The following is a 12,750-nucleotide window of genomic DNA, read 5'->3' as shown; positions in this document are numbered from 1 at the left end:
GGGCCCGCGCGGCCTCCAGGCCATCGAGGGTGCGTGCGGTGATGAGGTCGCGTTCCCATTCGGCGAACGCGGCCAGGATGTCGATCGTGCTGGGACTGGCCTCAGGTCGCCCCTCTCTCGCGGGGTAAGTTGCCCCGACCTTGGCGCATCTGCCGCCGAACGGAAGCGCGTAGGCTGGCGGGATGATCTACGTCAAGACCCCCCTCACCCGTGAGATCCGCGAAGCCGTGGCCCTGACCTGGGGCGTCACGGGAGAGGGTGAGCGGTTGCACGGCGGAGAGGAATCCGCCGCCTACCGCCTCGACGGGCACGTCATCCGCGTCGGCCCGGCGTGGCGCGCCGCCGCCGAGTCGGAGTGGTGCCACGCGATCGCCCGGCACGCCGCCGCCGGCCTCCCCGAGGCTGTCGCCCCGCTGCCGGCTGTCGAAGGGACGACGGTCATCGTCGTGGGCGGCCGCCCGATCTCCTGCTGGCCGTATGTCGAGGGCGCCTGGCCGGACTCCGACATCCCGGCCCAACGCGAAGCCGGTGCCCGTCTGCTGGCCAGGCTTCACAGATCCCTGGCCGACTTTCGCCCCGGCCCGCGCCCGGTGCCCGCCTTCCAGGAGTCCGGCCTGTACGGCGATCCGCCCCAGGACGCCGCCGAGCTGGACGACCCCGACCTGGACCGCTGGCTGGCCGCTTTCCACGCCGAGTATCCCGTGCGTCACCCCCTGCACGGCGACTACTACACCGGCAACACGCCGGCCAGGGACGGCCGGATAGTGGCGGTTCTCGATTGGGACGAGACCTTCGTCGGCGCCCCTGAGGTGGAGCTGGCCGCCGCCGCCCTGGAATGGGGCGACGACCTGGCCGGGCCGAGCGAGGAGTTCGTGGCTGCCTACCACGAGGCGGGCGGCACGGCGGCCCGCCTGGACGAGGAGTCGCTCGCTCAGCTCGTCAGGCACAAGCTCCGCAGGGAGCACGCCTACTTCCACAAGGCCGTCCGCTCGGGGGTGACGCACGACGAGGCGGATGTGGAATACCACCGCTCCCGGGTAGCGCTGTTCCACCGGCTGCGCCCCTCACGGCGGCCGGCAGAGATCCGGGAGCCCTCGGGCATCGGCATCGGCATCGGCATGACGAACGTAGTGATCGTCGGCACCGGGCTGACAAGGACTGACGCCGGCCAGCGCGCTGGCCGGCGTTCAGCGGGAGGAGGTCTCCGGCAACGTCGCGCTGACGTGCCGCTACTACGGGATCAGCCGGCGGGTCCGCGCGGTGCGGCAGCGACTGCCGTTCCAGAACAGCGGTTGAGCGCCCGCGGGCACCGCAGGTCGGCACCTGTTCGACGCGCCGGACTGCGGGCGCCCAGCTCAGCGCACCTTACGGAAGAACTCGCGAACGTCGCCGACCAGCAGGTCCGGCGCCTCCATCGCGAGGAAGTGCCCGCCCTTGCCGAGCTCGGTCCAGTGCACGACATGGTGGTCGCGCTCGGCCCAGCGGCGGATGGTCACGTCATGGTTGGAGACCAACACACCGGTCGGCACCGTTCCGCGCTGGGGCGCCGCCCACTCCTCTGCGCCTTCCCAGCCCGCACCGGAGCCGGCGCTCCAGTCACCGGCGTCGGCGTTCCAGTCGCCGGTGGCCTCGGCGTTCCAGGCGTTCGCGGAGATCTCCTCGTAGTAGATCTGCGCCGCCGATCCGGCTGTGCCGGTCAGCCAGTACAGGCAGACGTCGGTCAGGATGCGATCGCGATCGATGCTGTCCTCGGGCAGCCCGTCCTCGGGGTCGGTGAGTTCCTTGAACTTCTCCACGATCCAGGCGAGCTGGCCGACGGGTGAATCGTGCAGGCCGTAGGTCACCGTCTGCGGCCGCTTGGAGTTGCACTGCAGATAGCCGTCGTTGAAGTTCTGCATCGCCTGCCAGCGCCGCTGCTCGACCTCGGACAGGCCCTCCATCTCACCTTCCGCCCCGATCGGGAAGGTGATCATGGCGTTGACGTGGACGCCTATGACACGGTCCGGGTCCTGCCTGCCCATCTGGGGGGCGACCCACGAGCCGGTGTCATAGCCGTGCACGCCGTACCGCTGGAACCCGAGCTGGGACATCAGCCGCACGAGCACCCCGGCCATCCTGGCCGCGCTCATGCCCGGCCCGGCCAGCGGTGTGGAGAACCCGAACCCCGGCAACGACGGGATCACCAGATGGAAGGCGTCGGCCGGGTCGCCGCCGTGCGCGCGGGGATCGGACAGCGGGCCGATCACGTCGAGGAAGTCGGTGAACCCGCCCGGCCAGCCGTGCAGCAGCAGCAAGGGCGTGGCGTCGGGCTCAGGTGAGGGCACGTGCAGGAAATGGAGGTTCTGCTCATCGATGGTGGTGAGGTACTGCGGGTACTCGTTGAGCGCCGCCTCCCGCGCCCGCCAGTCGTAGCCGGTGCGCCAGTACTCGGCGAGATCCTTCAGGTAGCCCAGCGGCACTCCTCGGCTCCAGCCCACCCCCGGCAGTTCCTCCGGCCAGCGGGTGTTGGCCAGCCGCGCACCCAGGTCGTCGAGCTGGGCCTGCGGGATATCGATACGAAAAGATCGGGTGTCCGTCATGCCGGTGAACCTATGAGGCCCTTAGGACAGGTCCGGTCCTAAAGGTCTGGCAATCTTGAGGACATGTCGGGGACCTCCGCGCGGCTGCTCAGACCGCTGTCGCTCTTGCAGGCCCATCACGACTGGTCCGGGGCCGAGCTCGCCGGCCGTCTGGGCGTCACCACGCGCACGGTCCGCCGGGACGTGGAGCGCCTGCGCAAGCTCGGTTATCCGGTGAACGCCGGCTGGTTACCGGTTGAGGGCCGGCGCGTCGCTGCCGCCGCTGCTGCTCGACGACGACGAGGCGGTGGCCGTGGTGGTCGGGCTCCGCACGTCGGCGGGCGGGTCGGTCACCGGGATCGAGGAGACCTCGCTGCGGGCGCCGACCAAACTCGAACAGGTCCTGCCCTCCCGGTTGCGGCACCGGGTGAACACGCTGCACGTCGGCGCCGAAACCCCGTCGGCACTGGTCTGGATGATCACATCGGTGGACACCGACCTCACCCTCGTCAGCGGCCCACCGGCACTCGCCGACGCCCTCCGCACCCAGGCCGCCCGCTGCCTGCAGGCCATACCAGTGACATAGCCCCCCGCGGGGAGGCCGTCCGGCGCGGTCAGAACTCCGCGTCCAGCGCGATCTGCCCGATCGCGGGCAGGTGGGCGTCCAGCTCTCCGGGCTTGAACCGGCGGGTCCCGATGACGTACCAGAACTGGCCCGCCGCCTCGCCCACCAGCTTGTAGCGGCCGTCCGGCGCGATCGCCGCCCATCCCTCCGGCAGGCCGAGGAGGGCCGCTCGCTGGGCGGGAGCCGTACCGGGGCGGAGGTTCCAGAGGATCGCCACGCCGTCGTCGCCCGCGCCGGCCAGCAGGTCCCCGGCGGGGGCGAAGGCCAGCGACCAGATCCGGCGGGTGTGGCCGGTCAGCGCGTGCAGGTGCCGGCCGGTCCGGGCGTCCCAGAGCCGCACCGCCGGGTCGTCGCCCCCGGCGGCCACGTGGCGGCCGTCGGGGCTGTAGGCGACGGGCTCGGGCAGCCTGCCGGTATGGAAGTGATAGCCGTACGGCACGCCGATCGCGGCCGGGGTCAGCTGGGCCTCCACCGGCCGGCCCGGCGCGATCGCGGCGCCGCGCAGTTCGGGGACGCCGGTCACCGTACCGGTGACGTCGATCAGCGCCGCCCGCTGCCAACGGCTGCCCGCCAGTGCCACGTCCCGCAGGTCCGCCCTGGCCAGCCGGGCCCGCGTCAGGTCGGCGCCGCTCAGGTCGGCGTGGAAAGCCTTCAGGTCGATGACGTCCTCGCCGTGGTTGGCCAGGTGCGCGGCGACCAGCCCGTCCACCGAGTGCGCCTTGTCCAGCGCGCGCAGCTCGATCAGGATCGGCACCAGGGGGGGCAGCTCCACCGGCATCCGCCTGGCCAGCTCGCGCAGGGCGAAGGTCTTGCCGTGCCCGAAGTCGCCCAGCAACAGCAGGAACCGGCCGTGGTCGGCGGCCAGCAGCCGCATCAGCTCATCGGTGAGCCCGTCCCGGACACGCCGGTCGGGACGGTCCAGCTCCCGGAAGCGCTGCGGCACGTACAGCCCCTGCGGGTAGCAGGGCGGCCCCGTCGCGGTCCCAGCGGCGCAGGCCGCCGGAGGTCACCTCGACGAGCTGGTGGCGGTCCGGTCCCAGCGCGGGCAGGCAGGGCAGGCTCTCCGGGCCGGTGCCGCCCGCGCCGTGCAGCAGCAGGTTGAGCCGCCCGGCCAGCGGGTGCTCAAGCGTCGCGGTGTCACGCAGGTGCGCGGGAGCGGGCGGGAGTGCGATCTTGGGCCGCCTCGTAGATCATGGTCGGTGTGCTGCGGCGACTGAGCGTTCTCGACTGGATCCGGGTCGGCCTGCTGGGGCTCGGTCTCCTCGCCGTCGTCACCGAGCTGCTCCCCGTGGAGGAGGCCGCGGGCGAGGTGGGGCGGATCGCGCCCATCCTGCTGTTCCTCGCCGCCGTGATCGTGCTGGCGGAGCTGGTCAAGGAGGCCCAGGTCTTCGACGTGATCGCGGCCAGGCTGGCGATGGCCGGGCGGGGAGACTACGTCGCGCTCTTCCTGCTGTGCACGGCCTTCGCGTCGCTGGTCACCATGTTCCTGAACCTGGACACGACGGCGGTGCTGCTGACGCCCGTCATGCTCGCCCTGGCGGCCAGGACCGGGATCGCCGCGCTGCCGCTCGCCATGACCACGGTCTGGCTGGCCAACACCGCCAGCCTGTTCCTGCCGGTGTCGAACCTGACGAACCTGCTGGCCATGGAACGGCTGGGCCTGTCGACCAAGGAGTTCGCCGGGCGGCTCTGGCTGCCGCAGCTCGTCTCCATCGCGGTCACCATGGTCTTCCTCTGGGTGTTCTTCTGGCGGCGCGGCCGGCGCGGCGCCGACCGTTACGACCCGCCGCCCCCCGTGCCGGTCGCCGACCCGCTGCTGTTCCGGACGGCGGCCACGGTGTGTGTGCTGTTCGTCGTCGCGATCCTGCTGGAACTGCCGATCCAGGTGGCCGCCCTGGCCGCGGCGGTGCTGATGATCGCCGCCTTCGCCTGGCGCGACAGGTCGAAGCTCACCCTCGCGCTGTTCCCGTGGCAGCTCCTCGTCTTCGTCACCGGCCTGTTCCTGGTGGTGCCCACCCTCAGCCGGTACGGCCTGGCCGGCCTGATGAGCGCCCTGGCAGGGGTCGGCGGCGACGGTGGCGGGGCCTACCGGACGGCCGCCGTGGGGGCGGGCCTGTCCAACCTGATCAACAACCTGCCCGCCTACACCGCGGTGGAGAAGGTCATCCCGGTGGTCAACCAGGACCAGCTGCTGGCCCTCCTCATCGGCACCAACATCGGACCGGTGATCACTCCCTGGGCCTCGCTCGCCACCCTGCTGTGGTTCGAGTGGTGCCGCCGGAGGGGGGTGCGGGTGCCGATGCTCACGTTCGTGCTGGCCGGGGCGGGGCTGGCCGTGGTGGGCGTGGCCGCGACCGTGGGCGCGCTGCTGCTCACCGCCTGACCGCCTCCAGCAGGTCCTCCTGGAGCCCCGCCCGGCTCGCGACGAAGTCGTGCCCGTCCCCGGAGAGCGGGGCGCAGTCGAAGGGGGCGCCGAGGCCGGGCGGGCCGAGCGACAGGTCGCTGCGGCCGGGACGCCCCCGGCCCACACCGACGACGGGCGAGGCGCCCGACCCGATGGCCTCCAGGACCTCCCCCGCCCAGCCGGGCAGGGAGCCGCGCGCCGTGCCGCCGGTCATCTCGTCGTGCAGATCCTGGTATCTCATCACAGGTACGGGTTCTTGGCCCGGAGCGCCTTTCGCGTGAGGTCGGCGACGTCCCTGTCGGTGTAGGACCGGGGCAGCGGCAGGCCGAGGGTCTCGAACAGCCTGCGCACCTCCTCGATCGTGGGCTCCTCGCTGAGCGGTACGGACCTGGCCAGCTCCACCGGGACCCGCCTGGCCTGCTCCAGGCTGGCCAGCAGTTCGGTGGTGCAGCTGTCGTAGTAGAACGAGCCCCGGCGGGCGATGAGCGCCCGCCGGGGATCCTCCCCGGTGATGATCAGCGATGACGCCGACAGGTCCCAGCGGAACGTCGTCATCGTGGCCGACAGCCCGATGTGGATCTCCAGCAGGCCGAACCGCTGGTGGTACCAGCAGCCGGCGAGGATGGTCCCGAAGGCCTCCTTGCGGGTGCGCTCGGGCGTCCAGACCTTCCCGGTGCCGTCCGGCTCCTGCGACATCGACCGGCGGAAGCGGGCGTAGGCCTCGCAGACCCGTTCGTCGCCGGGGTCGATGATCTCCAGGCGCATCACCAGCGCGCGCCGCTCCCTGCGGGCGGCCGCCACGCACTCGGGCAGCGTCACCGCGCGCAGGTAGGTGCCGGTGCCGCCCTTGAAAATCCAGCGGTCGGTGCCGTCGCGCGCCTCGGTGTGCGCCTTGGCGATCTCCTCGGCGCCGTTGAGCACGTTCACGACCGACAGGTCCTGCAAGGCCCGCCCGGCCCCGGAGACCACGCCCTCCAGCCGCTCCAGCCGCTCCAGCCGCTCCGGCAGCGGCGGCCGGGGCGTCGGCCGTACGGGGAACGGGTCAGAACCAGCCGCGCTTCTGCGCCATCGCGTGAAGACCGGCGCGGAGCGACTGCTCGACCTGGCCCGGGTGGTCGTTGTAGCGGACCGTGAAGCGGTTGTAGGTGTCGTGGCTGGAGCTCATGAAGCCGCCGCGCTTGTCGGCCTCCAGGATGACGTCCATCGCCTGCGGGCCGGCGATGAAGGTCAGTTCGAGCTCGTTGAAGTGCCGGGCGTACTCGTGGCCCGCGTAGTACTCGATCTCCTGGAAGAACGGCATCTGCGAGCCGTGCAGGGTGCCGCGCTCCAGGTCGGCCTTCTTGAAGCGGAACCCCAGGTTGTCCAGCGCGCCGAGCACGTGGTCCTGGGCGGGCAGCGGGTTGACGAACAGCGGGTCGAGGTCGCCCTTGTCCAGCGCACCGGCCAGGGCGAGCTCGGTGGAGACGCCGAGCTGCATGCCGCGCAGCGGGTGGCCGCCGATGGCGCTGATCGGGGTCTCCCACGGGACGGGGATCTCGAAGGGGGCCGACTGGGGCGCGCCCGCCGCGAGGTGGAACGGGCCGGTGATCTGCTTGCGCAGGAAACTGTAGGTCGACTTGTACTCGTTGTCGCCGCTCTCGACCTCGACCACCGCGGTGAAGTCGATGAAGATGCCCTCGACCTTGTAGTCGGAGCCGCCGCCGCGGAAGTTGACCTGCCCGCGCAGGACCTCGCCGGGGCGGACGTTGGAGTTTTGCAGGATCGTGTCGACCTCGACGCCCGCGCCGAACGCGGCCATCAGCTTGCGGAACACCATTGGGGGACTCCTGGGATAGAAGGTTTCAGTTGGGTTCAACGGTTCGCGTGACCTGGCCGTTCCCGCTGCCGAGCTGCGGCAGGATCTGGGCCAGGAGCATGGTGGACAGCACGGAGGACTCGCCGCCCGCGCCGTCGGTGCGCACGACGACCGGGCGCGGGGCGTTCTCGGCCAGTTTGGCCCCCACGTCCAGGCGGCGGCGGGCCAGCTCGTACTGGAGCACCGCCCGGTTGTCGCGGTAGGCGTCGGCCAGCCGGCGCAGCCCCTTGGCCTCGTTCTCCGCGGAGGTGAGCTGGGCCCGGCCCTTGGCCTCGATCTCCCAGCGCACCCGCTGGGCCTCGGTCTCGTGCTCCTCCAGCATGCGGGCGACGTCCTTGCGCGCGGTGTTGGCGGCGGCCCGGACCTCGACGATGCGGGCGTCCCGCGTCTTCTTGGAGCGCTCGATCTCCATCAGCAGGGTGTCGATGCGCCGCTTGCGGGTGAGCTCCCACTCCCGCTCGAAGGCCGACAGCTCCTTGGCGACCTTCTCGCGGGTGGCCAGGTGCTGCTGGTACTGGTCGGGCAGCTGCACGTCGGGGATGTTGGCGCCGGTGATCCGCACGCCGTAGCGGCCGAGCTGGCGGGTCAGGAGCTCCTGCATGTCGCCGACGTCGGATCCGCGCAGGTCGTAGGCCCGCTCGGTGTGCACCAGGCGGCTGCGCTGGCGGATGGCGTCCTGTACGGCGCTGCTGAGCACGAGGTCGAAGTTGCCGGCGCCGATCGTCCGGACGAAGGCCACCGGGTCGATGATGCGGAACTTCAGGAAGAACTCGATCGACTTCAGCGGCACGTTCTCCGCGGTCGGGCAGGCCACGATCGGCGCGGAGTAGGGGATCTCGGTGGAGGTGTCCACCACCGCGTCCACCCGGTCCCACGGCAGCCACAGGTAGTGGCGGCCCGGAGGCAGGGTGCCCACGATCGCGCCCCACCGGCTGCGCACGCCGGTGGTGCCCTCCTCGATCTCGATGATCGCCCGGCGCCACAGCCAGACCAGTGCCACGACCAGAGACAGCACCGCGCCGAGCGCGGCCAGGCCGGAGAACACCCCGCCGGACAGCAGGGCCGTACCGGCGAGGTAGAGGGCCAGGAAGACCAGCGTCAGCCAGGCGAAGCCCCGGCGGTCCTTGGGGATGACCACCGGGACGAGCTGACCGGACTCGCCGCCGCGCAGCAGCTGGCGGATCTCCGACCAGGAGGCCAGAGATTCCTTGATCTTGGAGAACTCACTGCTCATCTCTGGCCTCTTCCTGTGCGATGGGCGCCGCGGTCTCCCGTACGGCCGACGCCGCGGTCTCCCGTACGGCGGGCGCCGCGGTCTCCGCGACCGGGTTGAGCAGGGCGGTGATCTCCGCCTCGCGGCCCTCGACCCGCCTGCCGATCTCGGTGATCCGTTCCCTGATCGCCGTCATGTCCGCCGCGGAGAACAGCTGCGCCTCCCGGCTGCCGACCAGCTGCCCGGCCAGGGCGAGCAGGTCGATGTCGGTCGCCTCGCCGACCTGCACCACGCGGGGCAGGTGGGAGGCCACGGACTCCAGCTTGTCGAGCAGGTCCTGCTGGAACCGGTACTCCAGGATCTCCGGCGCCTCGGCCGCGCTCAGCGCGCGGATGTCCAGCGCCTGCGCCTCCAGCAGCGCGGCGTTGGCCTTGGCGGTGGACTCCGCCTCCACCAGCCGCTGGCCCGCCTGCGCCTTCGCCTGGTGGGACGCGCGCTCCAGCGCGGTGTCCATCCGGGCCTGGTATCCGGCGATCTCGGCGTGGATGGCCGAGAGCTGCTCCTGCAGCCCGGCGAGCTCCTTGATCAGGTCGCCCTCGTTCTGCTCCTTGCGCAGCTGGAGCTCGTACTCGTAGGTGTACGCCTCCTTGGCGACCCTGATCATCTCCGGGGCGGCCAGGTCCATCCGGTACTCCTGGCTGGACGGCTCGGCGTGGGTGATGTTGACGTCGGTGAGCCGTACGGCGGGCAGGAACTGCTGGTTGAGGTTGTCCAGCATGCCCATGGTGCTCTCTCCGACCAGGTCGTAGATGTCCTCGGCGCGCTGGGCGTAGATGAGGGAGCGGGTGACCTCGCTGATGGCGTTCTGCAGCTTGGCCTGGAAGCCGCTGACCGAGCCGAGGACGAAGATGAACTCGGCCGGGTCCTCGATCCGGAACTGCAGGAACAGGTCCACACTGGCCTTGACGCCCTGCTGGGTCGGCGCCTCGCGGATGGGGGCGTTGAAGGGGTATTCGCGGGTGGTGTTGACGATGTAGCTGACCCGCTTCCACGGGTTGAGCAGCGTCACCCTGCCCGGCTCGGCGATCTGCACGAGCTTGCCGAACTTGGTGATCAGAGCCTTGCAGCCCTCGGGCACCATCACCACGCTCCGCCGCCACCATAGGAACGCGGCGGCCAGCACCAGCACGGCCCAGTAGTGCGGGCCGAACAGCACCCGCGCGCCCTCGGGGAGACCGGTGGCGATCAGGCCGGCCAGGCCGAGCACCGCCAGCACGATCAGGGGGACGACCACCCGGGCCGTGGTGCTCTTGGGGATCACCACCGGCGAGATCACGTGGACGGCCTGGCCGTCCGGGCCGTTGCCGGTGAAGCTGCGGTTGACGATCTCACCGGCCTCGTTCAGCGACGCGCCGCGGGCCTCGATGACCGTGCCCAGGGACGCGCCCTGGTCGCGGGCGGCCAGGAAGTCGGAGGGGTTGAGCGCGAATCCCTTCTCACCGCCCGCCTGCCCCATCACCTGGCCGGCCAGCTGGCCCACCACCTGCCGCGGGTCGCCTCCCTGCCCTATCGCCTGCGCGGCGGCCATCGCCGACTGCATGGCCTCTCTTGGCCGGGCCATCAAACCTCCGAGGTAGATATGAGTGGAAAGCCCGATATATCACGCTTTGTAGGCGGGCGCACGCGGGAAAGTAAAGAGCATCCGGGTTGCGATCCGCTTGCCGCTCGATTGAAACAGCCTGCCGTGACGCGGCCGGCGGAGGATTGTCGGTGGCTGCGCCTACAGTGGGTGGCGTGAGGCCGGTAACTGATTTGCAGCGCAAGGTGGCGCCCTTCGAGGTCGTCACCGACATGACCCCTTCGGGCGACCAGCCCACCGCGATCGCCGAGCTCGAACGGCGCGTCAAGGCGGGTGACAAGGACAACGTCCTGCTGGGTGCCACGGGCACCGGCAAGACCGCCACGGTCGCCTGGCTGATCGAGCGGCTGCAGCGGCCGACCCTGGTCATCCAGCCCAACAAGACGCTCGCCGCGCAGTTCGCCAACGAGCTGCGCGAGATGATGCCCAACAACGCGATCGAATACTTCGTCTCCTACTACGACTACTACCAGCCCGAGGCCTACGTCCCGCAGAGCGACACCTACATCGAGAAGGACTCCTCGATCAACGACGAGGTCGAGCGGCTGCGCCACTCGGCGACCAACTCGCTGCTGACCCGCCGCGACACGATCGTGGTGGCATCGGTGTCGTGCATCTACGGCCTGGGCACCCCGCAGGAGTACGTCGACCGCATGACCTCGCTCAAGGTCGGGCAGGAGATCGAGCGCGACAGCCTGCTGCGCCGCCTGGTCGACATGCAGTACACCCGTAACGACCTGGCCTTCACCCGGGGCACCTTCCGGGTCCGCGGCGACACGATCGAGATCATCCCGAAGTACGAGGAGCTCGCGGTCCGCATCGAGATGTTCGGTGACGAGATCGAGAAGCTCTCCACCATGCATCCGCTGACCGGCGAGGTGATCACGGAGGACCAGGAGCTCTACATCTTCCCCGCCTCCCACTACGTCGCGGGCACCGAGCGGATGGAGAAGGCCGTCCAGGGCATCGAGGCCGAGCTGGCCCAGACCCTGGAGACGATGGAGCGGCAGGGCAAGCTCCTGGAGGCCCAGCGGCTGCGCATGCGCACCACCTACGACCTGGAGATGATGCGCCAGATCGGCACCTGCTCCGGCATCGAGAACTACTCCCGTCACATGGACGGCCGTGCCCCGGGCAGCGCCCCCAACACGCTGCTCGACTACTTCCCCGAGGACTTCCTGCTCGTCCTGGACGAGTCGCACCAGACCGTGCCGCAGATCGGCGCGATGTACGAAGGCGACGCCTCCCGCAAGCGCACGCTCGTCGAGCACGGCTTCCGTCTGCCGTCGGCTATGGACAACCGCCCGCTCAAGTGGGAGGAGTTCCTGGAGCGGATCGACCAGACCGTCTACCTGTCGGCCACCCCGGGCACCTACGAGCTGGGCCGCTCCAAGGGCGACGTGGTGGAGCAGGTCATCCGGCCGACCGGCCTGATCGACCCCGAGGTGATCGTCAAGCCCACGAAGTCCCAGATCGACGACCTGGTCCACGAGATCAGGACCCGGACCGAGAAGGACGAGCGGGTCTTGGTCACCACGCTGACCAAGAAGATGTCCGAGGACCTCACCGACTACCTCCTGGAGCTCGGCATCCGGGTCCGCTACCTGCACAGCGAGGTCGACACCCTGCGCCGCATCGAGCTCCTGCGGGAGCTGCGGATGGGCGAGTTCGACGTCCTGGTCGGCATCAACCTGCTCCGCGAGGGCCTGGACCTGCCCGAGGTGTCGCTGGTGGCCATCCTCGACGCCGACAAGGAGGGCTTCCTCCGTTCGGAGACCTCGCTGATCCAGACCATCGGCCGCGCGGCCCGTAACGTCTCCGGCCAGGTGCACATGTACGCCGACCGGATCACCCCCTCCATGGAGCGGGCGATCGAGGAGACCAACCGGCGCCGGGCCAAGCAGACGGCCTACAACGAGGCGAACGGCATCGACCCGCAGCCGCTCCGCAAGAAGATCGCCGACATCCTCGACTCGCTCAACCGCGAGGACGCCGACACCGCCCAGCTCCTCGGCGGCAGCGGCCGCCAGCAGTCGCGCGGCAAGGCCCCGGTCCCCGGCTTCGCGGTCAAGCAGGTCGGCCAGCACGCCAAGGCGATCGCGGGGGAGATGCCCCGCGCCCAGCTGGAGGCGCTGGTCGAATCGCTCACCGACCAGATGCACCAGGCCGCCACAGACCTCCAGTTCGAGGTCGCGGCCCGGCTCCGCGACGAGATCAAGGAGCTCAAGCGGGAGGTCCGGGACATGCGGGAGGCCGGAGTCTCCTGAGCGGGGGTATTTCGAAGCTGCGGTTTTCTGCGCAGGGGTCTCCTGAAGCCGTTTCTGCGCAGGGGTATTCCGAAGCCGGGATTTCTACGCAGAGGTCTCCTGAGGCAGGGGTCTCCTCCCCGGGCGGCAGGGCCGGAATCTCCTGCCCGGTTGCTTGGCAGCCGGGCTGCCCGGTCGTCCGGGGACCGG

General features: G+C 70.5%; 9 protein-coding genes and 3 pseudogenes. 4 read left to right on the top strand and 8 right to left on the bottom strand.

Annotation, left to right across the window (positions count from 1 at the left end; all coding sequences use genetic code 11):
- Window positions 1-4 precede the first annotated feature (4 nt).
- Window positions 5-76, bottom strand: a pseudogene (locus BM085_RS45860) (hypothetical protein); the annotation flags it as partial.
- A 106-nt stretch (window positions 77-182) separates the two neighbouring features.
- Here BM085_RS45860 and BM085_RS11695 point away from each other — a divergent pair.
- Window positions 183-887: pseudogene (locus BM085_RS11695) on the top strand (phosphotransferase enzyme family protein); the annotation flags it as partial.
- 468 nt (window positions 888-1,355) lie between these two features.
- Here the strand turns inward: BM085_RS11695 and BM085_RS11690 are convergent.
- On the bottom strand, window positions 1,356-2,579 hold the full coding sequence (locus BM085_RS11690; protein WP_093887022.1) for an epoxide hydrolase family protein: 1,224 nt from the start codon (window positions 2,577-2,579) through the stop codon (window positions 1,356-1,358).
- A gap of 63 nt (window positions 2,580-2,642) precedes the next feature.
- Between BM085_RS11690 and BM085_RS11685 the strand changes: the two are divergent.
- A pseudogene (locus tag BM085_RS11685) lies at window positions 2,643-3,000 on the top strand (helix-turn-helix transcriptional regulator); the annotation flags it as partial.
- Between the two features lie 172 nt (window positions 3,001-3,172).
- On the opposite strand, the gene BM085_RS11680 reads toward BM085_RS11685, so the two are convergent.
- Entirely contained in the window at window positions 3,173-4,126 is a 954-nt protein-coding gene (locus BM085_RS11680) for a WD40 repeat domain-containing protein (RefSeq protein WP_245789264.1), read from the bottom strand.
- A gap of 249 nt (window positions 4,127-4,375) precedes the next feature.
- Here BM085_RS11680 and BM085_RS11675 point away from each other — a divergent pair, with 249 nt between their 5' ends.
- A complete protein-coding gene (locus BM085_RS11675) occupies window positions 4,376-5,566 on the top strand; it encodes an ArsB/NhaD family transporter (RefSeq protein WP_093887021.1) in 1,191 nt (396 codons plus the stop codon).
- Here the strand turns inward: BM085_RS11675 and BM085_RS44335 are convergent.
- From BM085_RS44335 to BM085_RS11650, 5 genes are all read right to left on the bottom strand, one after another.
- Window positions 5,556-5,828: a hypothetical protein gene (locus tag BM085_RS44335; RefSeq protein ID WP_093887020.1), complete on the bottom strand. Its 273-nt coding sequence runs from the start codon at window positions 5,826-5,828 to the stop codon at window positions 5,556-5,558. The two genes, BM085_RS11675 and BM085_RS44335, sit on opposite strands and share 11 nt — an antisense overlap.
- Window positions 5,828-6,556 carry a hypothetical protein gene (locus tag BM085_RS11665; RefSeq protein ID WP_177245065.1) on the bottom strand — a complete coding sequence of 243 codons (729 nt, stop codon included), beginning with the start codon at window positions 6,554-6,556 and terminating at the stop codon, window positions 5,828-5,830. The genes BM085_RS44335 and BM085_RS11665 overlap by 1 nt, the downstream gene beginning before the upstream one ends.
- A gap of 73 nt (window positions 6,557-6,629) precedes the next feature.
- Complete coding sequence (locus BM085_RS11660; RefSeq protein ID WP_093887019.1) at window positions 6,630-7,403, bottom strand: sporulation protein; 774 nt, start codon at window positions 7,401-7,403, stop codon at window positions 6,630-6,632.
- A 25-nt stretch (window positions 7,404-7,428) separates the two neighbouring features.
- Entirely contained in the window at window positions 7,429-8,676 is a 1,248-nt protein-coding gene (locus tag BM085_RS11655; RefSeq protein WP_093887018.1) for an SPFH domain-containing protein, read from the bottom strand.
- Window positions 8,666-10,276, bottom strand: coding sequence for an SPFH domain-containing protein (locus tag BM085_RS11650; protein WP_093887017.1), 1,611 nt, complete (start codon window positions 10,274-10,276; stop codon window positions 8,666-8,668). The genes BM085_RS11655 and BM085_RS11650 overlap by 11 nt, the downstream gene beginning before the upstream one ends.
- Window positions 10,277-10,449: 173 nt before the next feature.
- Between BM085_RS11650 and uvrB the strand changes: the two genes are divergently transcribed.
- Complete coding sequence (gene uvrB / locus BM085_RS11645; RefSeq protein WP_031159909.1) at window positions 10,450-12,561, top strand: excinuclease ABC subunit UvrB; 2,112 nt, start codon at window positions 10,450-10,452, stop codon at window positions 12,559-12,561.
- Window positions 12,562-12,750 lie beyond the last annotated feature (189 nt).

The organism is Streptosporangium canum, from assembly GCF_900113865.1.
Taxonomy (GTDB): Bacteria; Actinomycetota; Actinomycetes; order Streptosporangiales; family Streptosporangiaceae; genus Streptosporangium; species Streptosporangium canum.
The sequence above is the reverse complement of the archived record's forward strand: the minus strand, read 5'-3'. Positions and strand labels throughout refer to the sequence as shown.